The sequence below is a fragment of the Paractinoplanes tereljensis genome, from assembly GCF_016862435.1.
GTDB lineage: Bacteria > Actinomycetota > Actinomycetes > Mycobacteriales > Micromonosporaceae > Actinoplanes > Actinoplanes tereljensis.
Genome location: NZ_BOMY01000022.1, coordinates 28,833 through 51,293, shown reverse-complemented (window position 1 = coordinate 51,293; position 22,461 = coordinate 28,833). Strand labels below are relative to the sequence as shown.

Annotated in this window: 23 protein-coding genes; 19 read left to right on the top strand and 4 right to left on the bottom strand. The window is 68.3% G+C overall.

Features of this window, described 5'->3' with window-relative positions; genetic code table 11:
• The first annotated feature begins 128 nt into the window (after positions 1–128).
• On the top strand, positions 129–791 hold the full coding sequence (locus tag Ate02nite_RS15485; protein WP_307873280.1) for a 4'-phosphopantetheinyl transferase family protein: 663 nt from the start codon (positions 129–131) through the stop codon (positions 789–791).
• A 339-nt stretch (positions 792–1,130) separates the two neighbouring features.
• On the top strand, positions 1,131–2,597 hold the full coding sequence (locus Ate02nite_RS15480) for a glycoside hydrolase 5 family protein (protein WP_203805941.1): 1,467 nt from the start codon (positions 1,131–1,133) through the stop codon (positions 2,595–2,597).
• Here the strand turns inward: Ate02nite_RS15480 and Ate02nite_RS15475 are convergent.
• Positions 2,594–3,400, bottom strand: coding sequence for an alpha/beta fold hydrolase (locus Ate02nite_RS15475; RefSeq protein ID WP_203805939.1), 807 nt, complete (start codon positions 3,398–3,400; stop codon positions 2,594–2,596). The two genes, Ate02nite_RS15480 and Ate02nite_RS15475, sit on opposite strands and share 4 nt — an antisense overlap.
• Before the next feature lie 141 nt (positions 3,401–3,541).
• On the opposite strand from Ate02nite_RS15475, the gene Ate02nite_RS15470 reads away from it, so the two are divergent.
• From Ate02nite_RS15470 to Ate02nite_RS15460, 3 genes are all read left to right on the top strand, one after another.
• A complete protein-coding gene (locus Ate02nite_RS15470; protein ID WP_203805937.1) occupies positions 3,542–3,826 on the top strand; it encodes a 2TM domain-containing protein in 285 nt (94 codons plus the stop codon).
• 62 nt (positions 3,827–3,888) lie between these two features.
• The gene (locus Ate02nite_RS15465) at positions 3,889–4,551 is read left to right on the top strand and encodes a hypothetical protein (RefSeq protein ID WP_203805935.1); all 663 of its coding nucleotides are present in this window, start codon (positions 3,889–3,891) and stop codon (positions 4,549–4,551) included.
• Positions 4,552–5,005: 454 nt separating this feature from the next.
• Entirely contained in the window at positions 5,006–6,952 is a 1,947-nt protein-coding gene (locus Ate02nite_RS15460; RefSeq protein ID WP_203805933.1) for a PAS domain S-box protein, read from the top strand.
• Here Ate02nite_RS15460 and Ate02nite_RS15455 read toward each other — a convergent pair.
• Positions 6,906–7,316, bottom strand: a complete 411-nt coding sequence (locus Ate02nite_RS15455) for a cupin domain-containing protein (RefSeq protein WP_203805931.1) — start codon at positions 7,314–7,316, stop codon at positions 6,906–6,908. The genes Ate02nite_RS15460 and Ate02nite_RS15455 overlap by 47 nt on opposite strands.
• A 159-nt stretch (positions 7,317–7,475) precedes the next feature.
• Here Ate02nite_RS15455 and Ate02nite_RS15450 point away from each other — a divergent pair, with 159 nt between their 5' ends.
• From Ate02nite_RS15450 to Ate02nite_RS15395, 12 genes are all read left to right on the top strand, one after another.
• On the top strand, positions 7,476–8,063 hold the full coding sequence (locus Ate02nite_RS15450) for a carboxymuconolactone decarboxylase family protein (RefSeq protein WP_203805929.1): 588 nt from the start codon (positions 7,476–7,478) through the stop codon (positions 8,061–8,063).
• On the top strand, positions 8,044–9,543 hold the full coding sequence (locus Ate02nite_RS15445; RefSeq protein WP_203805927.1) for a sugar ABC transporter ATP-binding protein: 1,500 nt from the start codon (positions 8,044–8,046) through the stop codon (positions 9,541–9,543). Before Ate02nite_RS15450 ends, Ate02nite_RS15445 begins: the two co-directional genes overlap by 20 nt.
• Complete coding sequence (locus tag Ate02nite_RS15440; RefSeq protein WP_203805925.1) at positions 9,540–10,511, top strand: ABC transporter permease; 972 nt, start codon at positions 9,540–9,542, stop codon at positions 10,509–10,511. The genes Ate02nite_RS15445 and Ate02nite_RS15440 overlap by 4 nt, the downstream gene beginning before the upstream one ends.
• Before the next feature lie 37 nt (positions 10,512–10,548).
• Complete coding sequence (locus Ate02nite_RS15435) at positions 10,549–11,496, top strand: sugar ABC transporter substrate-binding protein (protein ID WP_203805923.1); 948 nt, start codon at positions 10,549–10,551, stop codon at positions 11,494–11,496.
• Between the two features lie 99 nt (positions 11,497–11,595).
• Positions 11,596–12,504 carry a LysR family transcriptional regulator gene (locus Ate02nite_RS15430; protein WP_203805921.1) on the top strand — a complete coding sequence of 303 codons (909 nt, stop codon included), beginning with the start codon at positions 11,596–11,598 and terminating at the stop codon, positions 12,502–12,504.
• Between the two features lie 87 nt (positions 12,505–12,591).
• Entirely contained in the window at positions 12,592–13,500 is a 909-nt protein-coding gene (locus Ate02nite_RS15425; protein WP_203805919.1) for a VOC family protein, read from the top strand.
• On the top strand, positions 13,497–14,927 hold the full coding sequence (locus tag Ate02nite_RS15420; protein ID WP_203805917.1) for an NAD-dependent succinate-semialdehyde dehydrogenase: 1,431 nt from the start codon (positions 13,497–13,499) through the stop codon (positions 14,925–14,927). The genes Ate02nite_RS15425 and Ate02nite_RS15420 overlap by 4 nt, the downstream gene beginning before the upstream one ends.
• A 1-nt stretch (position 14,928) precedes the next feature.
• On the top strand, positions 14,929–15,696 hold the full coding sequence (locus Ate02nite_RS15415) for a fumarylacetoacetate hydrolase family protein (protein ID WP_203805915.1): 768 nt from the start codon (positions 14,929–14,931) through the stop codon (positions 15,694–15,696).
• Positions 15,693–16,064 (top strand): VOC family protein, encoded by a 372-nt coding sequence (locus Ate02nite_RS15410; protein ID WP_239147432.1) that lies wholly within the window; start codon positions 15,693–15,695, stop codon positions 16,062–16,064. The genes Ate02nite_RS15415 and Ate02nite_RS15410 overlap by 4 nt, the downstream gene beginning before the upstream one ends.
• A gap of 9 nt (positions 16,065–16,073) precedes the next feature.
• The gene (locus tag Ate02nite_RS15405) at positions 16,074–16,841 is read left to right on the top strand and encodes an alpha/beta fold hydrolase (protein ID WP_203805913.1); all 768 of its coding nucleotides are present in this window, start codon (positions 16,074–16,076) and stop codon (positions 16,839–16,841) included.
• Positions 16,838–17,287 (top strand): GlcG/HbpS family heme-binding protein, encoded by a 450-nt coding sequence (locus Ate02nite_RS15400; RefSeq protein ID WP_203805911.1) that lies wholly within the window; start codon positions 16,838–16,840, stop codon positions 17,285–17,287. Before Ate02nite_RS15405 ends, Ate02nite_RS15400 begins: the two co-directional genes overlap by 4 nt.
• Entirely contained in the window at positions 17,280–18,302 is a 1,023-nt protein-coding gene (locus Ate02nite_RS15395; protein WP_203805909.1) for a hypothetical protein, read from the top strand. The genes Ate02nite_RS15400 and Ate02nite_RS15395 overlap by 8 nt, the downstream gene beginning before the upstream one ends.
• Positions 18,303–18,463: 161 nt before the next feature.
• Here the strand turns inward: Ate02nite_RS15395 and Ate02nite_RS15390 are convergent, their stop codons facing one another.
• Both Ate02nite_RS15390 and Ate02nite_RS15385 read right to left on the bottom strand, forming a co-directional pair.
• Positions 18,464–19,210, bottom strand: a complete 747-nt coding sequence (locus Ate02nite_RS15390; protein ID WP_203805907.1) for a phytanoyl-CoA dioxygenase family protein — start codon at positions 19,208–19,210, stop codon at positions 18,464–18,466.
• 85 nt (positions 19,211–19,295) lie between these two features.
• Complete coding sequence (locus Ate02nite_RS15385) at positions 19,296–19,625, bottom strand: putative quinol monooxygenase (protein ID WP_239147431.1); 330 nt, start codon at positions 19,623–19,625, stop codon at positions 19,296–19,298.
• A 122-nt stretch (positions 19,626–19,747) separates the two neighbouring features.
• On the opposite strand from Ate02nite_RS15385, the gene Ate02nite_RS15380 reads away from it, so the two are divergent.
• Positions 19,748–21,199, top strand: coding sequence for an aldehyde dehydrogenase family protein (locus Ate02nite_RS15380; protein WP_239147430.1), 1,452 nt, complete (start codon positions 19,748–19,750; stop codon positions 21,197–21,199).
• Entirely contained in the window at positions 21,196–22,401 is a 1,206-nt protein-coding gene (lhgD, locus tag Ate02nite_RS15375) for an L-2-hydroxyglutarate dehydrogenase (protein WP_203805905.1), read from the top strand. The genes Ate02nite_RS15380 and lhgD overlap by 4 nt, the downstream gene beginning before the upstream one ends.
• The last annotated feature ends 60 nt before the right edge of the window (positions 22,402–22,461 follow it).

Genomic DNA, 22,461 nt, shown 5'->3' with positions numbered 1-22,461 from the left:
TCGCCCGGTTGACATCGTTCGCCGGCCGCATCGACGCCGACGGCGGAACACCGGCCGACGTGTCAACGCCGAGCTCGTCCGGTTCCTGACATGATCACCGCGCGGTCCGGTCGGTATCGTGCCGGGGTGTGCCCGGATTTCCTCTGCCTCCCCGGCCGCCGGCGGTGATCGGTGACCTGCTCCCATCGGGAGTGGCCTGGTCCGAGCGCTTCGACGATGAGGTCGCCGAGGCGCTCTACCCCTCGGAGGAGCAGGTCATAGCCAAGGCGGTTCCCAAGCGGCGGCGTGAGTTCACCACGGGCCGCTGGTGCGCCCGCCAGGCGCTGCACCAGCTGGGCGTCCCCCCGGCCCCGATCCTGCCGGGGGAGCGGGGCGCCCCTGGCTGGCCGCAGGGGATAGCCGGCTCGATCACCCATTGCGAGGGCTATCGAGCCGCGGTGGTCGCCCATCTGGACGCGTACGCGTCGGTGGGCGTCGACGCCGAGCCGAACGAGCCCCTGCCGCCCGGCGTCCTGGACGCGATAAGCCTCCCCGAGGAGCGTGCTCAGCTGTCGGCCTTCGCCTGGGACCGCCTGCTGTTCAGCGCGAAGGAGTCGATCTACAAGGCGTGGTTCCCGCTGGCCCGCCGCTGGCTGGACTTCACCGAGGCCCGGGTCGAGCTACGCGAGGACGGCACCTTCAGCGCGAAACTCTTGGTGGACGGCCCGGTGTCCGGCTTCGAGGGCCGCTGGCTGGCCGACACCGGCCTGCTGCTGACCGCGGTAACCGTGCCCGCCAACGGTCTACGGTAGGCGCCAACGCGGTATGCCATTCTTGGATCGGCACTACAAGAATGCGATCTTATTCTTCTTCATTCATCCGTAGCTGGTTCCGGCGCTTTCTTCGACAGCCGATCTAGTTTGGACTTCCCCCGACCTGCCATAGTTCGGTTTTCGGCGAGATCGGCTCGCAGCATGATTTCGGGGCGCCACCTGCTTGGCACACGGCAATCATTGCCGCGCGTTCGGTGCGAACTTACCGTCGTGAATAGACGCCTTCGCGCGTTGGCCGACGTCGCAAGGCCGAGATAAGGGCGCTGATTTGCTGCGCCGATCCGCCCCCGGATTGATTCATTCAAAGGTTGGTTCCGTATGCGCAAGCTACGCCTCCGTGCCATTGCCGTGGCCGGCGTCCTGCTGCTCAGCACGATGCTTCCGGCCTCCCTGGCCCACGCCGCGACCACCGCCGCCGCACCCACCCTGGCGACCCGGATGGCCGCCGTCCAGACCGCCAAAACCATCAACTACTACCCCTCGAACGCCGGCTGGACGAACATGTGGACCAGCTTCGACCCGGTCCGGATCGACACCGATCTGGCCAAGGCGGCCACCCTCGGGGCGACCACCGTGCGGGTCATCGTCTTCCCGCAGACGTTCGGCTATCCGACGCCGACCGCCGCCTACACCGCCAAGCTCAGCCAGTTCATCGGCATCGCCGACACCCGCGGCCTGACCGTCAAGCTGACGCTGTTCGACTGGTGGAACGGCTACACCGATGTGGACAACAGCGTCATCTGGGCCCTGAGCCTGCTGTCTCCCTACGTGGACGACCCGCGGGTGATCGCCGTCGAGCTGAAGAACGAGATCTCGCCGAGCGACTCCGCCGCGATCAACTGGGCCCGCCAGCTGATCCCCGCGATCCGGGCCACCGCGCCGGCCATGCCGCTGACCCTGACCGTCGACGGCGTCAGTGGTGCCGCCGGCATGACCAGCCTCAAGTCGCAGCTCGGCACCACCCCGCTGGACTACTACGACTTCCACTTCTACGGCGCCTCGGAGCGGTCCCTCGCCGAGATCCGCCGCGCCCAGGCCGCGGTCGCCCCCGACCCGGTGGTCGTCGGCGAGACCGGGCTCAGCACCCTCGCGGCCACCGAGGGCGAGCAGGGCGCCTACCTGGCCCGGGTCTTCCGCGCCGCGCAGGAGGCGGGCGTCGGCTCGGTGGCACCGTGGATCCTCAACGACTTCGCCTCCGGCGCCATCCCGTCGAACTCCACGGTCTCCACCCAGCCGGCCCAATACAAGTACGGCCTCTACCGCACCGACGGAACCGCGAAGTTCAGCGCCTCCGTGGTCGGTCCGGCCTGGACGACCGGCAGCATCCCGAACAGCATTCTCAACCTGGGTTTCGAGGCCACCGCGGCCAACTCGCCGTGGCGGCAATACCTGCCGCAGGCCGGCTCCGCTCTGATCACCACCGACATGCCCCGCACCGGCACCCAGTCGGCCCGCTTCTACGGCACCACCCGGGTCGGCAGCAACCTGCCCTCGCTGCTCACCTCGCCCATCACGCCGGTCCAGCCCGGCGCCGCGTGGCACGCCGAGGCGTACGCGCGCGGCACCGCCGCCACCGGCATCACCGAGATCGCGCTGAGCTGGTTCGACATCAACGGCACCTGGATCAGCCAGAACACCTCGAACCGCCTGCCGATCGGCAACACCACCTGGACCAAACTCTTCGTGGACACCGTCGCCCCGGCCGGCGCGGCCGGCGTCCAACTCCACCTCAAGTGCGGCGACAACACCGGAACCGTCTGGTACGACGACGTCGCCCTGACCTAAGAGACGGTCTCGCGCGCCGCCCGCTCGATGAAGTCCACGGTCGTCCGGGGCTGAGAAACGAAGATCAAGTGCGAGGCTCCCCGTACGACCTGCACCTTGGCGCCGGCCCGGCGGGCCATGAATTCTTGCGCCGCCGGCGGGATGATCCGGTCGGCCCCGCTGATCAGGTTGTAGTTCGGAATGGTGTGCCACGCCTGCGGTCCGGCCGCCGGTTCGCCCAGTGCGGCGCCGGTGGCCGGCCGCTGGGTTATCGCGTAGAGGGCGGCGTCCCGGGCGGGCACATCCGCCGCGAAGTTGGCGTGGTAGACCTTGGGATTGATGTAGAGGTCGACCTGGCCGTCCGGCAGCGGCACCGGGAGCAGTGACTCGCCGACCGTGCTGCCCGGGAACTGCCCGGCCAGCTGCTGGGCGCTCTCCCCGGTCTCCGGGACGAAGGCGGCCAGGTAGACAAGCGCCTTCACGTTGGCGTTCCCGGTGGCGGCGGCCGAGATCACCGCACCGCCGTAGGAGTGTCCGACCAGCACGATCGGCCCGTCGATGTGGTCCAGCACCGCCTTGACCTGGGCGGCGTCGGAGGTGAGCCCGCGCAGCGGGTTGGGCGCCGCGACCACCGGATAGCCGCGGGCCAGCAGCCGCTCGATGACCGCGTTGAAGCCGCTGCTGTCGGCGAACGCACCATGGACCAGCACGATGGTCGGCTTCGCCGGCCGGTTCGGCTGGGCGTCGGCCGCCGGCGCGGCGAACAGGCTCAAGGCCGCGACCGCCACGGTCGCCACGGCCAGCTTCGATCTATATCTGCGCATCACGTCGTCCTCCTGATCGGATCGTCAGGACCGGACGCTATGAGCCGGCTGTGAACAGCGACTGAATTCGCCCGTTCACGGCCTGTCCAGTGCGGCGCTCTAGTTTCGGCGGCAAAGAAATCCAGAGATACGGACAAAATCATGAATGCAAGCAGCCAGGATCCGGTACGGGCGAGAGCCATCCAACAGCTGAACCGCAAACGAGGGGTCCAGGCCCACGTATTGATCTACCTGCTGGCCAATCTGATCCAGGTAATCGTGTGGTGGGCGTACACCCCCGACCAGTTCTTCTGGCCGCTCTGGTCGATCCTCGGCTGGGGCATCGGCCTGGTGTTCCACATCTGGGCGATCTATTCGTCGTCAAGCCTCGACGAGGACCGCATCGAACAGGAAATCAACCGCATCCAACGCGGCCGTCCTTCCTGACATCAAATTCAAACGATGAGGGTACGGATCAAGCAGTCCACCGCCCACGCCCGCCACCGCTCGTGCGACCACCCGAGCTGACCGACGAGCAGCAGGATGTCGATGCCCGGTCCGACGGCCGCTCCGCACTGTGGTCAGCGGTCCACTCCCGCCGCCACGACAACGCGCGAGCCCTGGCGACCGCAGGCGCGAACCCGTGGCAGCCGATGACGGCCGGCTGGTCACCCGGCCGCCTGAACCTAGCCGGCCCCGAGCCCGACCTGTTCGGCCCCGCACCCACCGGCGTGAAGCTGACCCCAGCCGAGCGGGAGGCCGTAGCACTGGCCGCCGAGCTGGCCGAACGCCTGCAGGTCGACCACTTCGAAGGGATCGGCCTGCTAGCCGTAGCCGGAATCGACGCACCCGAGGCGATCCGCCGACTCAACGGCACCCCGATGACCGAGGACGAGCTGCTGGCCCACTACGACGTCGAGGTCGATGAGGAGCCCGAGCCGGGCGTCGAGGACGACTGGAACTGGCTCTCAGAGATGAACGACCTGCTGCTCGTAGGCGTAACCGAGATACCCGGCGGCTGCGTGCTGACCCAGCGATGTCCGCACCGACGTAATCGGCGATCTGGACATAAACCGGCACAGGCCCGTCGTTGCGCACCGCCCGCCGACTCACGGCCGCCAACATACCGACCTCGTGAGCACCAAGAATCCCCGGCGAACGCCCAGCGATGATCGACAGTCACCATCAGCCGCGTGAACCCGGTGCTCTACCCCCGCACGGGACTCGTAGGCCGTAAACCGGGAGTCCCAGGCCCAACCGACTGATGTCCCACCAGCGCAACCGGCGCGGAATGTTCCCAGGACCCACCACCCAGCCCGGCCTGCCCAACTGACGCGCCCACCCCAACCGCAGCGCGGCAGCCAGACCACAAACCCGGAGGGGACCGCCCACCCCGATCAGGCAGCCAGCAGCGAGAAACCAAAGTCCTGCCCGCAACGGACGACCATGCAAGATTTTGGCCGGGGTGACCCAAGACAAGCACTAGATGATTCACCGCTCGTCTTGGGTCACCCCGGCCAAAATCGTCCTAGCGCAAGCGAGCCGACCAGCGCTCAGCGATTCCAAGGCGCGACCGATAGGACGATCGTGCCGGAACAGCTTTTCTTGATCGGCAACCTAGTGATCATGGTGGCCTACGCGGCGATCACCGTGGCCATCGTGGTGCCGGTGAGGAACGCCGGCCAGCTGCGCACCAACAAGCTGGCCGTAGCCACCGCGCTGATCTTCTTCAGCTGCGCCGTAGGCCACGGCCTGCACGCGTTCCTCGCCTACCGCAGCATCACCGCAGCCACCGGCGGCACCGGCGGCACCCACCTCGGCCACATGATGAACGAGTCCTGGCCCACCGCCATCTGGGACCTGCTGACCGCGGCCGTAGGCGTCTACTACTGGACCCTGCGCCGAGGCTACGGCGTCCTGCTCGGCAAGGGCGCCATGTACGTCTCCCCCTGGGAGCAGCGCCGCCTGGACGAGTCCGCCGCCCGGGAGCGCGCCGCCCGCGACGTGGCCGAAAGTCACCTGGTCACCCTGACCGCGGTGGTCGAGCACACCGACGCCGCGCTGATCGGCATCGACCTGTACGGCATCGTGACCGCCTGGAACGCCGGCGCCGAGCAGATGTTCGGCTGGACCGCCGACGAGATGATCGGCCGCTCGGTCGGGGTGCTCACTGACGAGCCCGGTCAGGAGCAGCAGCAGGACGTGCAGGCCCGGGTCCGCGAGGGGGAGCGGAACATCAGCTACGAGGCCCGCCGGATCCGCAAGGACGGCTCGCCGATCGAGCTCTCGATCAGCCTGGCCGCGGTGCGCGAGACGAGCGGCGAGGTCACCGGTACGTCGGTGGTGGCCCGGGACATCGGCGCCGCCAAGGAGGCCGCGGACCGCGCGCGTGCCCTGGAGGAGCGCACCCACCAGCAGCAGCGGATGGAGAGCCTGGGCAAGCTGGCCGGCGGTGTCGCGCACGACTTCAACAACATCCTCGCCATCATCGTGAACTACACCGAGTTCGCGGCCGAAGCCTCGGCGGATCCGGCCGTGCGCGCCGATCTGGAGCATGTGCGGACCGCCGCCGACCGGGCCATGAACCTCACCCGGCAGTTGCTCACCTTCACCCGCGGGGACACCATCCAGCCGCAGGACATCGATCTGCGGGACGCGATCGCCGAGGTCCGGGCGATGCTGGACCGCACGATCGGGGAGGACATCGCGCTGTTCGCGCGGCAGCCGAAGCAGGCGCTGATCGTGCACGGCGACCCGGGTCAGCTGCAGCAGGTGCTGCTCAACCTGGCGCTGAACGCGCGGGACGCGATGCCGGACGGCGGCACCCTGGTGATCGAGGCGGACGAGGCCGAGCTGGACGGCCAGGAGATCAACATGCAGCCGTCGGTGGCCGCCGGGCCGTACGCCCGGATTCAGGTCAGTGACACCGGCGAGGGCATGTCGGCCGAGGTCGCGACGCACATCTTCGAGCCTTTTTACACCACCAAACCCCGAGGCAAGGGTACGGGGCTGGGGCTGGCCACCGTGTACGGCATCGTGGCCGAGGCGGGCGGCAGCATCAACGTGTTCTCCGAGCTGGGCGTGGGCACCACCTTCCGGATCTACCTGCCGCTGGCCACCGAATCGGCCGGGCCGGCGAGCACCGGCACCCGGCTGATGGTGCCGCCCAAGGGCAACGGGCAACGGGTCCTGGTGGTCGAGGACGAGGCGCCGCTGGCCCGGGTCGTGCATCGCATCCTGACCGGAAACGGCTATCGGGTGCTGGCCGCGTCGACCGGCGCCGAGGGGCTTCAGCTCTACCTGGACAAGGGCTGCGACGCCCTGCTCACCGACGTGATCATGCCGGAGATGTCCGGGCCGCGGCTGGCCGAGCTGGTGCACGAGCGGCAGCCGGGCCTGCCGGTGGTCTACATGTCGGGCTACAGCAACGGGCTGCTGGGCAGCAGTGGCGTGCTGGACTCGGACATCCCGTTCCTGGAGAAGCCGTTCGCGTCCACCGACCTGCTGCACAAACTGCACGAGGCCCTCAGTCGCGCACCATCTGGTCAGCCGCGGACAGGTGCTCCACGGTGACACCGGTGTCGGTGAAGGTCCGCGTCACGGTTCCGGACGTATAAACCCACAAAATCCGCAGGGGTACGCCGCCGGCGTTGCGGAACAGGTGGGGGATCGGCGACGGGATGTACGTGGTGTCGAAGCGTTCGAGCCGGGTCACCACGCCCTCGACCAGAACCTCGGCGTAACCGTCCAGGATCGTCACGTGCTCGTCGCAGTTGTGCGAGTGCATCGGGGCGCCGGTGCCGACCGGGTAGACGCTGATCCCGCTGGTGATCCGGTTCTCGCCGGCCGTCGACGTGGTGGTGACCAGGGGCGTGGTGGCGACCGAACCGCCGCGGTCGAGAACCCGTACGTCTGCTGCCTTGATGATCACCGTCATGGCTTCGAGGCTATGCCCGCGGGCAGGGTGATCAGCGATACGAGAAGTGCAGCCTTACGTTGCGCTCAACGACCTGTGGTGGCCTACCACCCCGTTGTTACGGTCCTGCGAACAGTCAACCCGAGTGCGCGGGATCACAAGGCAAGGGGTTAGTCGTCGATGAGACTTCCCGTCATCAAGCCGGACGCGATGACCGAACGGCAGCAGGAGATCAGCGCCCGAATCGCCGGGCGGCGGGGAGCCGTTCGCGGGCCTTTCCAGGTCTGGATCCAGAGCCCCGAATTGTGCGAGAAGGTCGAGGCGCTCGGCGCGTTCTGCCGGTTCGAATCGAGCCTGCCGCTGCGGTTGCGGGAGCTGGCGTTGCTGATCGCGGCCCGGCACCGCGACGCGCAGTACTCGTGGAACGCGCACGTCGCCAAGGCGATCGAGGAGGGCATCCCGGTCGCGGCGATCGAGGCGATCGCCGAGCACCGGACGCCGGTGTTCGACAACCCGCAGGACGACGCGTTCTATCAGTTCTGCCAGGAATTGCTGGCCGACCATTTCGTCGCGGACGACACCTTCGAGCGGGCCCGTGAGTATTTCGGGGCCGAAGGACTTGTCGACACGGTCGGCGCGCTCGGCAATTTCACCATGCTCGGCATGCTGCTCAACGCGTTCCAGGTGGACCTGCAGGCGGACAAGAAGCCGCCGTTCCCCGATATCCGCGGCTACCGGCGAGTGGACGATGACGGCACCCGGGACTGAGGTAGTCCGGGCCCGGGGGATCTCGAAGAGCTTCGGCGGGGCGGTGGCCCTGCGCGACGTCTCCCTCGACCTGATTCCGGGCGAGGTGCACGCGCTGATGGGGATGAACGGCGCCGGCAAATCGACGCTGGTCCGCATTCTCTCCGGCGCGCAGAACGCGGACGACGGCGTACTGGAGATCGGCGGGACCGCGGCCGGGCCGATGACCGCGCGCAAGGCTCGCAAGCTCGGCATCGCCACCGTCCCGCAGCGCCGGGAACTGGTCATGACGCTGACCGTCGCCGAGAACATCATGCTCGGCGACCTGCCCACCCGTACCTCATTGGTCCGTTGGAATTTGATCGGGAAGTTGGCCCGGCAGGCGTTGCGGGACCTCGGCATCGACGTCGACGTGAACGCGCTCGCCGGCGACCTGACCGTGGCCGAGCAGACCATGGTCGAGGTGGCCCGTGAGGTGCGGCGCGGCGGCCGGGTGCTGATCCTCGACGAGCCCACCGCCTGTCTCGGCGCCGAGGCGGCCGCCCAGATCCACGCCCTGGTGCGACGGCTGTGCGAGTCGGGGGTGGCGGTCGTGTTCATCTCGCACCACATCTCCGAGGTGCTCGCCCTGGCCGACCGGATCACCGTGCTGCGGGACGGCCGGGTGGTCTGGTCCGGCCTGGCCAAGGAGACCGACGAGACCGACCTGGTCCGCAGCATGGTGGGCCGGGATGTGGTGTCCACGCGGCCATCGCGCAAATCCGATAAATCGGTCACGGGACTCAAGATCGAAAGCCTTGCCGACGGCCGATTCATCGAGAACCTCACCGTGGAAGTCCGCAAAGGCGAGGTGGTGGCGGTCCTCGGCCCGGCCGGCGACGCCCAGTCCCGTCTGTTCGACCTGCTTTCCGGGCGGCGCAGGCCTGAGCGCGGGCACCTCGAAGTGGCCGGCAAGAGAATCCCGTTCGGAAAGGTCGCCCGCTCACTCGATAGTGGACTGAGGTGCGTCACCGGTGACCGCCGGCGTCTCGGCCTGATCCCCGAGCTGACCGTCGACGAGAACCTGATGCTCGCCCGGGACCGCCTCGATCGCCGCCGCCTGCACCGCCGGGACCGGCTGGCCCGGCGGGCCGCCCCGCTGCGCGACGACTACCGGGTCGTCACCCTCAGCCCGAACCCGCCGGTCGGCCTGCTCTCCGGTGGCAACCAGCAGAAGGTCCTGCTGGCCAAGTGGCTCGGCACCGAACCGGTCGCCTGCCTGCTGGAGGACCCGACCAACGGCGTCGACATCGCCGCCATGGCCGACATTCACACCCTGGTCGACGCGCTCGCCACCAACGGCGTGGCCGTCCTGCTCGCCTCCAGCGACGCCGACGAGGTGATGCGGCTGGCCGACCGGGTCGTCGTGGTCCGCGACGGCCGGGCCATCGCCGAGTACGACATCGACCGCATCACCCGCGACGAGCTCGTCGCCGTCGCCCTGGGAGGAGCGATCTCGTGACAACGACCCTGACGGCGCCGGTGGCGACCCGCCGCCGCGTGCTTCCCCGCGGCTTCGCCCACGGTGGCCTGCTGCTCGTGCTGGTCGCCATCGTCGTGTTCGCCGGCCTGCGCACCGACTCGTTCCTGAGCACCAACAACCTGCTCAACGTGCTGCGCCAGGTCAGCGTGGTCGCGGTGATCGCGGCCGGGCTGACCCTGCTGATGACGGCCGGCGGCATGGACTTCTCGATGGGCGGCAACGTCGCGGTCACCACCGCGGTGGCGGCGCAGATGTTCGCGCACGGTCAGTCGATCTGGCTGACCATTGTCGCGGCGATCCTGCTGGCCACCGTGATCGGACTGGTCAACGGGGTGGTGGTTACGTTCACCGGGGTGGCGCCGTTCGTGGCGACGCTGGCTACCGCGACCCTGCTCGACGGGGTGGCGCTGCTGGTCATCAACGGACTCAGTGTCTCGATCGACGACCAGCTCTCCCCGCTCGGCATCGGCAAGACGTTCGGCCTGCCCCACCTGCTGATCGTCGCGATCGTGGTGCTCGCCGTCATCGCCTTCGTGATGCGGTACACCACGTTCGGCCGGGACGCGTTCGCGATCGGCGGCAACGAGGACGTGGCCCGGCTGTCCGGAATCAACGTGTCCCGGGACAAGCTGCTGCTCTACGGCCTGGCCGGGGCGCTGTCCGGGCTGGCCGGGATCATGCTGCTGGCCCGGCTCGGCGCCAGCAGCCCGGGCACCGGCGGGCTGCAGCTCCAGCTCACCGCGGTCGCGGCGGTGGTCATCGGCGGCACCTCGCTGGCCGGCGGCAAGGGCACGGTGCTCGGCACCGTGCTCGGGGTGCTGCTGCTCGGGGTGGTCGCCAACGTGCTCAACCTGCTCCAGATCAACAGCTACTACCAGCAGATCTCGGTCGGCGCCGTGCTGCTGATCGCGGCCATCGCGAATCTCCTGCAACGACGCCGGCACTGAATCCCCCAATTCTCTTTTTATGGAAGGCAATGGAGCCATGTCTAATAAACTTCTTCCGGCCCTGTTCGCGGCCACCCTTGGAATTGCCTCGCTCAGTGCGTGCAGCGACGATTCCGCCGCCGGCAGCAGCACGGAAAAGAAAAGCGTCACCCTCGGATTCGTGAACGGCGCCACCACCGAATTCCACACCTGCCTGCAGAAGGCGATCGAAAGTGAGGCGAGCACCGAGGGAGCCAAGGTCATCACGGCCAACTCGAAGCAGGACCCGGCCGCCGAGCTCTCCAACATCGAGGACATGATCTCGCGGAACGTCAGCGCGCTGATCGTGCAGACGGTGAACGTCGACGCGCTCAAGAACGACATCGCCAAGGCCAAGAGCGCCAACATCCCGATCTTCATGACCTCGGTGATCACCTCCGACACCACCGACATCCTCGGCGCCGTGGTGGTCGACCTGAAGGCCCTCGGCGCGCTCGACGCGGGCTGGATCGCCAAGGACGCCGGCTCGGCCGAGGTCGAGGCGGGCGTGATCGCCGGTGCCCCCGGCGCCGCCAGCGACCTGATGTCGGCCGGGTTCACCGGCGCCCTGCCGGCCAACGTCAAGGTGGTCGCCAACCAGCCGGGCATGTTCAACCGGGCCAAGGCGCAGGACGTCGCCGAGAACATGATCCAGGCCCACCCCGACCTCAAGTACGCGTTCGTGGCGAACGAGGACATGGCCTTCGGCGCCTACCAGGCATTCCAAGCGGCCGGCAAAGATGTCAAGATCGTTACGGCGAACGGCACCGATGCGGGCCTGGCCGCGGTGAAGGATGGCAAGTTCTCCGCGACGGTCGCCAACTCGGCCACCGACATCGGCCAGCTGGCCGTCAAGAACACACTTACCCTGCTCAACGAGGGTCAGGCCGACAAGATCGCGAACATCAAGATCAGCCTGATCACCAAGGACAACCTCAGCGAGGCGCCGAAGTATTGCCTGGCGTAAACCCTTGTCAGCTGGATTGTTGACAATTAGGTTACCGACGTAACATCCCCGGTCACGCGGCGGAATCAGCCGCCGCGTGGCCCGAGGGCGGGAGGGCCCATGGACCGCATCCTCGTCATGCGCAGCTTCGTGACCGTCGCCAAGGTCGGCAGCTTCTCCGGCGCCGCGAAACAGCTGGGCACCTCCGGTTCGCTGATCTCCCGGCACGTCGCCGATCTGGAAAAACAATTGGGCGTACGGCTGGTCAACCGCACCGCCCGCTCGGTCAGCCTGACCGAACCGGGTTTGCGGTACAGCGAGTTCGCCAACCGGATCCTCGACGAGATCGACGACGAGGACGAGAAGATCGCCCAGCTGCACGACCGGCCCGAGGGCCCGCTGTCGATCATCTGCCCGAAGTGGATCGGCAGCCTCGACCTCGGCGACGCGATCGCCGCGTTCTCGGTGGCGCACCCCAAGATCGCGGTGCGGTTCGAGCTGGGCGGCATGTCCGACCGCACCTACGACTTCCTCGACTCCGGCTTCGACATCGCGTTCCACACCCGCGACCTGCGCGACTCCAGCGTCCGGCTGAAGAAGATCGCGTCGCTACCGTTCGTGCTGGTGGCGTCGGAGGCCTATGTGAAAGAGCACGGGGAGTTGACCAACCCGAACGACCTGAACAACCACGACTGCCTGGTGCACTCGAACGACCCGGTCTGGCGGATCGGGCACGGCCACGAGAGCACCCTGCACAAGATCCGGAACGTGGCGTTCAGTTCGAATTCGTACATCGCCCTGCAGAAGGCCTGCGTGCACGGGCGGGGCATCGCGCTGCTGCCGAGCCGGCCCGCCTACGACGACCTGATGAACGGCACGCTCAAGGTGCTGCTGCCCGAGCTGCCGGTGCCGAGCCGTTCGCTGTACGCCATTTACGGGCCGGCCCAGCAGGCGCCGCGCAAGGTCGAGGTGTTCCTCGCATTTCTCACCGAATGGTTCTCGGCGAATCCGATTCCAGCATTCGAGTAGAGCAACCAAGGCTTGCGTCATCGGCATGCCAATGGGCTGCTCGCCGCCCATAGGATCGGGGCAGCCATTTTAAAGGGCGGAGGCGAAATGGGAATCCAGCGGATCGAGTCCGTCGTCTACACGGTGGACGACCTCGAGACGTGCGTACGCTTCTTCACCGATTTCGGTCTTGATCTTCTTGGTAAAGAGGAGAAGCACGCGACCTTCGAGACCCGGATCGGCCAGACGCTGCACCTGCGCGCGGGCGACGACGACGGCCTGCCGCCCCCGGTGGAGAGCGGCAACACGCTGCGCGAGGTGGTGTGGGGCGCCGAGGACGAGGACGACCTGGCCGCGTTCGTGGCGGCGGTCGGCACCGACCGGGAGGTCACCCGGGACGCCGGCGGCGTCTTCCACACGGTTGACGAGACCGGGTTCGGCGTCGGCCTCACCGTGGCCGGTGCCTCGAAATTTGAGCCGGTAGGCCCGCGCGCCGCCAACGTGACCGGTTTCGTCAACCGGGTCAACCAGGCGCTGTCCACGGTCGGCGCGGTCCGGCCGCTGCGGATGTGCCACGTCGCGCTGAACATCCCCAAGGACGGGCGGGAGGAGGCGGTCGCGTTCTATGTCGACCGGCTCGGCTTCATCCCGACCGACGTGGTCAAGCCGATGGGCGTGTTCATGCGGGTGCCCGGCGACGCCGACCAGCACAACTTCCTGCTCTGCCACCGGCCCGACAAGGCCGGCGTCAACCACGTCTCGTTCGAGGCCCCCGGCTTCGACGACGTGATCGAGGGCGGCAACCACATGATCGAGAAGGGCTGGCAGGAGGCCCGGCGGCTCGGGCGGCACACGGTCGGCTCGAACGTCTTCCGGTTCGTGCACGCCCCCTGCGGCGGCCGGGTCGAACTGGCCGCCGACATGGACCGGGTCGACGACACCTACGGCACCCGCGTCCACGAAACGGCGCCGCCACACCACATCTGGACCCTGCGGACCTCCCGGGAGCAGTCATGACCGACTTTGGTCTCTTTATCGACGGTGAGTGGACGGCGGGTTCGAGCGGGCAGACCGTCCCGGTGCTCAACCCGGCCACCGAGGAGATCCTCGGGCACCTGCCGCTCGCCACCCCCGCCGACCTGGACCGCGCGGTCGCCGCCGCGGTGCGAGGCTTCGCCGTGTGGCGGGCCATTCCGATCGCCGAGCGGGTCGCGATCCTGCACCAGGCCGCCGACATCCTGACCAGCCGCGCCGACCGGGTGGGCCGGGTGATGACCCTCGAACAGGGCAAGCCGTTCAAGGAGGCCCGTGGCGAGGTGGCCCGGGTCGCGAACGCGCTGCGCTGGGACGCCGACGACGCCCGCCGCGCCTACGGCCGGATCATCCCGACCGCCGACGACACCGTGCTGTCGGTGCGGCACGAGCCGGTCGGGCCGGTCGCCGCGTTCACCCCGTGGAACTTCCCGGCCGGCTCACCGATGCGCAAGATCGCGGCGGCGCTGTCGGCCGGCTGCTCGATCGTCATCAAGGCCTCCGAGGAAACCCCCGGCACCGCCTGCGAGCTGGTCCGCTGCTTCACCGAGGCGGGCGTGCCGGCCGGCGTACTGAACCTGGTCTTCGGGGATCCGGCCGAGGTCTCCCGGCACCTGATCGCCCAGCCGGAGATCCGCCTGGTCGCCTTTACCGGGTCCATCCCGGTGGGCAAGCTGCTGGCCGCGCACGCCGGCAGTGAGATGAAGCCGTGCCTGATGGAGTTGGGCGGGCACGCGCCGGTCATTGTCTGCGCCGACGCGGACCCGGTGGTGGCCGCGCGCAAGGCCGCGTTCGCCAAGTTCGTCAACGCCGGTCAGGTCTGCACGTCGCCCAGCCGGTTCCTGGTGCACGAGGACGTCTACGACGAGTTCGTCACCGAGTTCGTGGCTGCCGCCGATCGGGTGCGGGTCGGCGACGGCCTCGACGACGGCGTCACCATGGGCCCGCTCGCCAATCCGCGCCGGCTCAAGGCCATGGAAGAGCTGGTCACCGACGCGGTCAGCCGGGGTGCCAACCTGGTCCGCGGCGGCGAGCGGATCGACCGGGCCGGGTTCTTCTTCGCGCCGACCGTGCTCACCGACGTCCCCGCCGACGCCCGGGTGATGACCGAGGAGCCGTTCGGGCCGATCGCCCCGATCGTGTCGTTCCGCGATCTGGACGACGCGATCGACATCGCGAATTCGCTGCCCTACGGGCTCGCCGCCTACGGCTTCACTCGCTCCTCGGCCACGGCCGAGAAGCTCATTCGCCGCTTCGAGGCGGGCATTCTCTCGATAAACCACTGCGGTGGGTCGGTCCACGAGGCGCCGTCCGGCGGCGTCAAACAATCCGGGTACGGCAAGGAAGGCGGTCCCGAGGGTCTCGAGGGCTACCTGGTCACCAAGCGCGTATCGCACCTGTTGGTGGACTGACGTGAGGTATTGCCGCATCGCTGAGGGCTTCGGCCTGATCGACGACGACGTTATCCGGCTGCTCGACCGTTCGCCGTTGGAGGGTGGCCGGCCGGACGGGCTGGTCGTTCCCCTGGCAGCCGCTAAATTGCTGCCGCCGGTCATTCCGCCGGTGTTCTACGCGGTCGGGCTCAATTACCGCAGTCACGTCGAGCACGCTCTCGCGCGAGGCTATCCGGCCGCCACCTCTCCCGAGCGGCCCGAGGTCGGTTACCGGGCCAACAACGCGCTGACCGGTCACCTTTCGCCGATCGTCCGCCCCGCTGGAGTCCACGGGCGCTTCGAGGCCGAACCTGAGGTTGTGGCAGTCATTGGCCGTACGATCCGGAATGCCTCTCGGGGTGAAGCGCAAGCGAGCGTCTTCGGCTGGACCATCGGCAATGATGTTTCCGCCCGGGAATGGCAGAACAGCGACCGCACCTTCTGGCGGAGCAAGAACAGCGACACGTTCAAGCCGATGGGCCCGTGGATCGAAACCGACGTCGATCCGCTCGCGCAGACCACGACCTGCCGGGTCGACGGCGAGGTGCGCGCCGAGTTCGCGACCGGGGCGATGATTTTCGACCCGTTCGATTTCATCGTCGAGACGACGAAATACATCACCATGCACCCCGGCGACGTGCTGTGGATGGGTGCCGACGCGACCGTCCAACTGGAACCGGGAAACGTCGTGGACATCGAGATCAGCGGCATCGGCGTGCTGAGCAACCCCGTGCAGGAGGAATCGTGAGCAACAAACCCCGGTACATCCACCACGTCAACTTCCCGACCACCGATCCCGAACGCACCAAGGAGTGGTATTCGAAGGTGTTCGGGCTCAAGGCGATCACGCCGAAGAGCAACACCCGGGTCGTGCTGATGACCCGCGGCAACTTCGACCTGCATTTCACTCCCGTCGAAGAGATGGACCGGATGGCGCCCTACCACTTCGCCATCGAGGTCGACGACTGGGACGGCTTCCTCGAACACCTGAAAGAGCTCGGCATCCGGCACACCCGCCCGGTCGAGCGGCCGGAGAACAAGTCGAAGTTCTGCTACATCCACGACCCCGACCACACCATGATCGAGCTCGTTTACCACGGCAACCGTCCGGCTTAAGGAGGCGAAATGGGCATCGCCAAATCGGATGGGGTCTCCATCTACTACGAACGGCACGGCTCCGGTCCGGCCATTCTGTTCGTGCACGGCTCCGGCGGCCACCACGCCGCCTGGTGGCAACAGGTAGCTGCGCTGGGCGGCCGCTTCACGGTCGTCACCGTCGACCTGCGCGGCTTCGGTAATTCCGACTCGTCCATGCCGGAGTTCGACGGCCAGGACTTCCCCGGCGACATCCTCGCGGTCCTCGACCAGGAAGACCTGACCGAGGTGTTGCTGGTCGGCCAGTCGATCGGCGCGGTCGCCGCACTGCGCGCCGGCCTGTCCCGCCCCGCCCGGGTGGCCGGGGTCGCGCTGGCGCATTCGCTCGGCGGCATCGCCGACCCTGCGCTGGCCGAACTGGTCGCCGCCGACCGGTCCGAAGCCGTGAAGCTGCCGGTGCTCGACCGGCTGCTCTCCGCGCAGTTCCAGGCGAGCGAACCGGCCAAGACCTTCCTGTTCCAGCAGATGGGCACGTTCAACGTCGCCAAGATGGCCGACCTGCGCAACCTGTCCACCGGCGGCCCAACCATCGCCGAGGTGATCGGTTCCGGCCTCGACATCACCTTCTTGGCCGGCGAGAACGACGCGGTGCTCAGCGCCGCCACCGTCCGCCGGGCGCACGAGCTGGTCAAAGGCTCCCGGTTGGAGCTGATCCCCGACGCCCCGCACTCCATGTACTGGGAGGCACCCGCGTTGTTCAACGCGGCGGTCACCCGCATCCGAGAGGCACTCGCATGAAGCTCGCATCGGCCGAGGCTGACGAGATCGTCGCCGCCTGCCAGAAGGCGGGCGCCGCCCTCGGCAAGGCCCTGAGTATCGCGGTCGTCGACGCCGGCGGTTTCCTGCTGGTGGTGAAGCGCTCCGACGGCGCGCGACCGCTGACCCCCAACATCGCCATCGCCAAGGCCTACAGCAGCGCCGTGATGGAACGCCCGACCAAGATGCTCAAGGCCTGGGCCGAGAGCAACCCCGGCTTCTTCGCCTCGCTGTCCACCATGGGCGCCCAGCCGATCGTGGCGACCGAGGGCGGCGTAACCATCAAGCGCGACGGCGAAATCCTCGGCGGCCTCGGCATCTCCGGCGGCACCGGCGACGAGGACCAGCAGGTCTGCGACGAGGTGCTGGGCACGCTGGGTTATGAGTTGCAGTTCGCGGCATGGGGAGGTGCCCGCAAAGATGGCTGACACTTACAAATTCCGGATTGACCACCACGGCAGCCTGGTGCGCCCGGCCGAGCTGCTGGAGGCCCGGCGCCGCCGCGCCACCGGCGAAATCTCCGCGGAAGACCTGCGGGCCGTAGAGGACCAGGCCATAGCCGAAGCCGTACGTACGCAGCGCAAGCTGAGCCTGAGCGCGGTAACCGACGGCGAGTTCCGCCGAGCCGACCTCCGCTCAGCGGTGTTCAACGCGGTGACCGGCTTCCGCCCGGCCGAACATGGCGCGTGGGTTGCGGTTGATGAGTTGAAGCCACATGCGTCGCTGGTGGCTGATGACGTTGCCGCGGTGGCGGGGTTGACCGTGATTCCGGCCAAGGCCACTCTTCCTTCGCCGGCCTTCCTCGCCGCGCTGACCTTTGACCCGTCGGCCGGGTCGCCGTTCGGCAGCGCCCGCGAGTTGGGCGAGGCTCTCGCGGTGCTGATCCGGGACGAGATCGAGGCGATCCTGGCGCGCGGCGTGCGCTATATCCAGCTCGACAACCACCTCTATGCGGCGGCGCTGGGCGGCGAACCGCTGCCGGGCCTGTCGCTGGATGACGCGATCGCGATCGACTCGCTGGCGTTGCCCTTGGCGAAAGCCGACGACGTGCGGATCGGGCTGTGCCCGGCCACCTCGGCGCCCCGGACGGTCGACGCGGCCGTCGCGGCACGGTTGTTTGCCGACCTGCCGGTAGATCGGTGGCTCCTACCGTTCTACAACGGTGCGGCCGAGGAACTAGAACTCTTGCGGGCCGTTCCTGCCACCAAGGACGTCTGTCTAGGCATCGTCGACCCGAGAGTTGTAGAACTCGAGGACATCGACGCCATCATGGACCGGATGGACGCCGCCTTCGAGATCCGCGACCTGGACGACGTGGCGGTCAGCCCGGCGGCCGGGTTCGAACCGGTGGCCGGCGGCCCGTCGATCGGCGTAGAGGATCAGAAACGCAAGCTGATCCACGTCGAGACCGTAGCCCGCATGTGCTGGGGCAACGAACTATAGGGCTTATCTGGTGGATCACGCGGGGCTGCGGCGTGGCCCAGCCCGCGCCTGACGACGTCCGCAGAACGGCCTCATACAACACCGGTATGAGACCGCCCTGCGGCCGACGCCAGCCACGACCTGGACCTCGCCTCGCTCCCACGTGATCCACCAGATAAGCCCTAGTGCGAGAGCAGCCACTGCTCGGGATCCTGACCGCCGACGAAGCCGAGGTAGTCGCTCGCGGGCGCTACCCCGGCGAGGCGCCGAAGTTCCGGGCTGAGGCTGCGGAGCTGGTCGAACCCGGTGGCCAGGATGTGGTTGTCGGCCGGGCGCAGCCAGGGCAGGACGTGCTCGCAGATCAGGGCGCGCCGGGTGGTCTCGGCCCGGTTGTGACCGGCCGCGTGCCACAGGCGGCCGCTGTAGACGAGCGCACTCCCGGCCGGCATCACGGCCGGGACCAGCTCGTCCGGTCGCGGCCGGCGTTCGGCCGGCCAGCGGTGGCTGCCGGGAGCGATCAGGGTGGCGCCGTTGTCGACGGTGAAGTCGTCGAGCGCCCAGATGACGTTGGTCTCGGCCTCGATCTCGCGGGGAAGCGGGTAGACCCCCGCGTCGAAGTGCGGCGCCTGCGAACCCTGCCCCGGATCGACAGCGGAGAGAAACAGCATGCCGAACTGGTATGCCTGGCCCAGGCGCGCGGTGACCAGGCGATGCACCTCGGGGTGAGTCAGCAACGGTTCGAAGGCGCCGGCCCGGCTCAGCAGCGAATAGACCCGCCGGGTCCGCCGCCCGTCGAAGTCGTTGTCACTCCAGCCGACCCCGCCGAGCAGGTCATCCGCGTGCCGCCCGGCCGCGGCCAACTGCTCCGCGGAGAGCACCCCCGGCAGAACGACGTATCCCTCGGCTTCCAGCCCGGCGATCTCAGCCATAGCCGCGAACCTACCGGCCGCGGGGCCCGCCCCGCGGCCCCACATCGCCCGACGGTCCCCGCGCCCCGTGGCGGGCGGCGGGCGGTCAGAGTGTCTCGGCGAAGTACACCGTGCGGTCGATCAGGCGTGGGCGGACTGTGCCGAGAATGTGTTTTTCGAAGTGGTCTGAGGCGGCGTGGGCGTCGAATGCGGCTCGGTCGGTGTACTGCTCGTAGAGAATGAACGCGGGTGGGTCGGCGCTTTCCTCGGCGTGCACCTCGTAGGCCAGGTTGCCCGGTTCGCGCCGGGTGTGCTCACGCATGCTGAGCAGGGCTTCCCGGATCAGGGCGGCCTCCTCGTCCAGGCATCGGTAGTGTGCGATCACCGCGTACGGCACGAGATCCTCCAGGCGTCCTCGATCGGTTTTCGCCCGCATTCCATCAGATTTCGCCGGTCGTCTTCAGTGCGCGCGGTGCAAGCAATGCATGCCGCTGAGCGCGTTGTTGACCACCATTCTTCTTTCTAATATCTGGCCAGGGTGCGATCCGAGGAGTGGTGATGTTCGTGCGAACCATGGAGACACTGGCCGGCGGCGAGTGGACTGGGTCCGAGACGTGGGTGGACGTGTTCGACCCGGTGGACGTGCGGCAGCCGGTGGTCCGGGTTCCGGCGCTCACCGCCGTACAGGTAAATGGGCTTTATGCCGCGGCCGCGGCCGGGTTTTCGGCCTGGCGGCGCACTCCGGCCCTGGCCCGGGCCAAGATCCTGGCCAAGGCGGCCGAGCTGCTGCGGGTGCGGTCGGCCGAGATCGCGCTCGGCGTGGTCACCGAGAACGGCAAGACCCTCGCCGAAGCGCGGGTCGAGGTCGAGAAGGCCGCCGACTTCTTCGAGTACTACGCGGGGCACGCCCGGGAGGCGTACGGGTCACTCGTCCACGACGTACGCCCGGACACCCGCACCTCGTTCCAGCGGGAACCGATCGGCGTGGTTCTGGCCATCACACCCTGGAACGACCCGCTGATCACCCCGGCCCGGAAGCTGGCGCCGGCGCTCTCGGCCGGCAACGCGGTGGTTCTCAAACCGGCGTCCGAGACACCGACCTCGGCGCTCTATCTCGCTCGCGCCTTGCACGACGCGGGCCTGCCGGCCGGCGTGCTCAACGTCGTCACCGGCCGCACCTCGGAGATCTCCGACGCGCTGCTCGACGATCCGAGGATCGCCGCGCTCACCTTCACCGGCAGCAACGAGGTGGGGGAGCGGCTGCGGGCCCGGGTCGCGCCGCGCAACGTGCGTTTCCAGGCCGAGCTCGGGGGAAAGAACGCTTCCGTGGTGCTCGCCGGGGCCGACCTCGCGGCCGCCGCCAGCGCCGTGGTCGCCGCGGCGTTCGCACAGGCCGGGCAGCGCTGCACGGCCACCAGCCGGGTGCTGGTCGACCGGGCCGTGCACGATCCTTTCCTGGCCGAGCTGCGGTCACGCGTTGCCGCGCTGCGGCTCGGTCCGGGACCGGACGCCGCCACCAACGTCGGGCCGCTGGTCAGCCGCAACCAGCAGGACGGGGTGCTGCGGCACATCGGTGCCGCGATCAAGCAGGGCGCCCGGGTCGAGCTGGGCGGCGACGCCCCGGCCGGCGACCTCGCGCACGGCTGCTACGTGAACCCGACGATCCTGACCGACGTCACCGGCGAGATGGACATCTGGCGCGACGAGGTGTTCGGGCCGGTCGTGGTGGTTCGCGCGTTCGACGGGCTGGACGAGGCGATCGAGCTGGTCAACGACTCCGCCTACGGGCTGGCCGCGGCGCTGTTCAGCGACAGCCTGGAGGCCGCTTACCGGTTCGCCGACGAGGTCGACTGCGGGCAGATCGCGGTCAACACCACCACCTCGGGCTGGGACGTGCACCATCCGTTCGGCGGCTTCAAGGACTCCGGGTCGGCGTTCAAGGAGCAGGGCACCGAGGCACTGCACTTCTACACCCGGGTCAAGTCCGTCGCCATCCACTTCGGGCGATGAGCCCGGTGGCCGATCGCACCATCGGGATCGTCGGCGCCGGCATCGTCGGGCTGGCGATCGGACGAGAACTCACCCGGCGGCGTTCTGGAACTCGGGTCGTGGTGATGGAGAAGGAAGACCACGTCGCGGCACATCAGACCGGCCACAATTCTGGAGTTGTGCACGCCGGGATCTACTACCAGCCCGGAAGCCTCAAAGCACTGTTGTGTACGCGTGGCGGTGCGATGCTGCGGGAGTACTGCAACGATCGGAAGCTGCCGTACGACGAGTGCGGGAAACTGGTCGTAGCGGTCACCCCGGACGACGTGACCCGGCTGGACGCGCTCGCCGCCCGGGCCGGGATCAACCTGGTGCCGGGACTGCGACGGGTCGGAGCCGAGGAAATTCGCGACCTGGAGCCGCACGCCACCGGGCTGGCCGCGCTCTATTCGCCGAAGACCGCGATCACGGATTACGTGCGGATAAGCCGAAGTTTCGCCGATGACATCGAGGCGGCCGGGGGAGAGATCCGGTTCAATTTCGCGGTCCGTGAGGTGCGCGAGAGCGGCGGAGGCCTGACCGTCTCGTCGGCGGCCGGTGAGGTCACCGTCGACGAGCTGATCGTCTGCGCCGGCATTCAGAGCGATCTGGTGGCCCGGCTCGCCGGGGATGCCGCCGAACCGCGGATCATTCCGTTCCGCGGTGAGTACATGCGGGTCATCCCGGCGAAGACGCACATGATTCGCGGGCTCATTTATCCCGTACCGGATCCTCGTTATCCGTTTTTGGGGGTCCATTTCACCCGGCGGGTCGACGGTTCCGTCGAGGTCGGACCCAACGCGGTCCTGGCCACCGCGCGCGAGGGCTATCGGCTCGGCGATTTCTCGCTGCGCGACCTCGGCGGTATCGCCGGCTGGCCGGGCACCTGGAAGATGGCCGGCCGGCATTGGCGCACCGGTATTCGGGAAATGTACGGCTCGTTCTCCAAACGGGCCTACATGAAAGCGGCCCGCCGCTACGTCCCGGAGATCGGCGTCGGTGACGTCGTCCGCGCCGGTGCCGGCGTGCGGGCCCAGGCCCTGGACCGGGACGGCAGCCTGGTCGACGACTTCCGCATTCACCGGCTCGGCGCCGTTACGGCCGTCCGCAATGCGCCCTCGCCGGCCGCGACTTCCAGCATGGCCATTGCCGAGCACGTGGTGAATGTGCTCGACGGGCGCTGACCCCCACATTCGTGCAACAACCGCTTGCACGCCAGAGGCTTCTTGGCCGGTGTTCCTCCA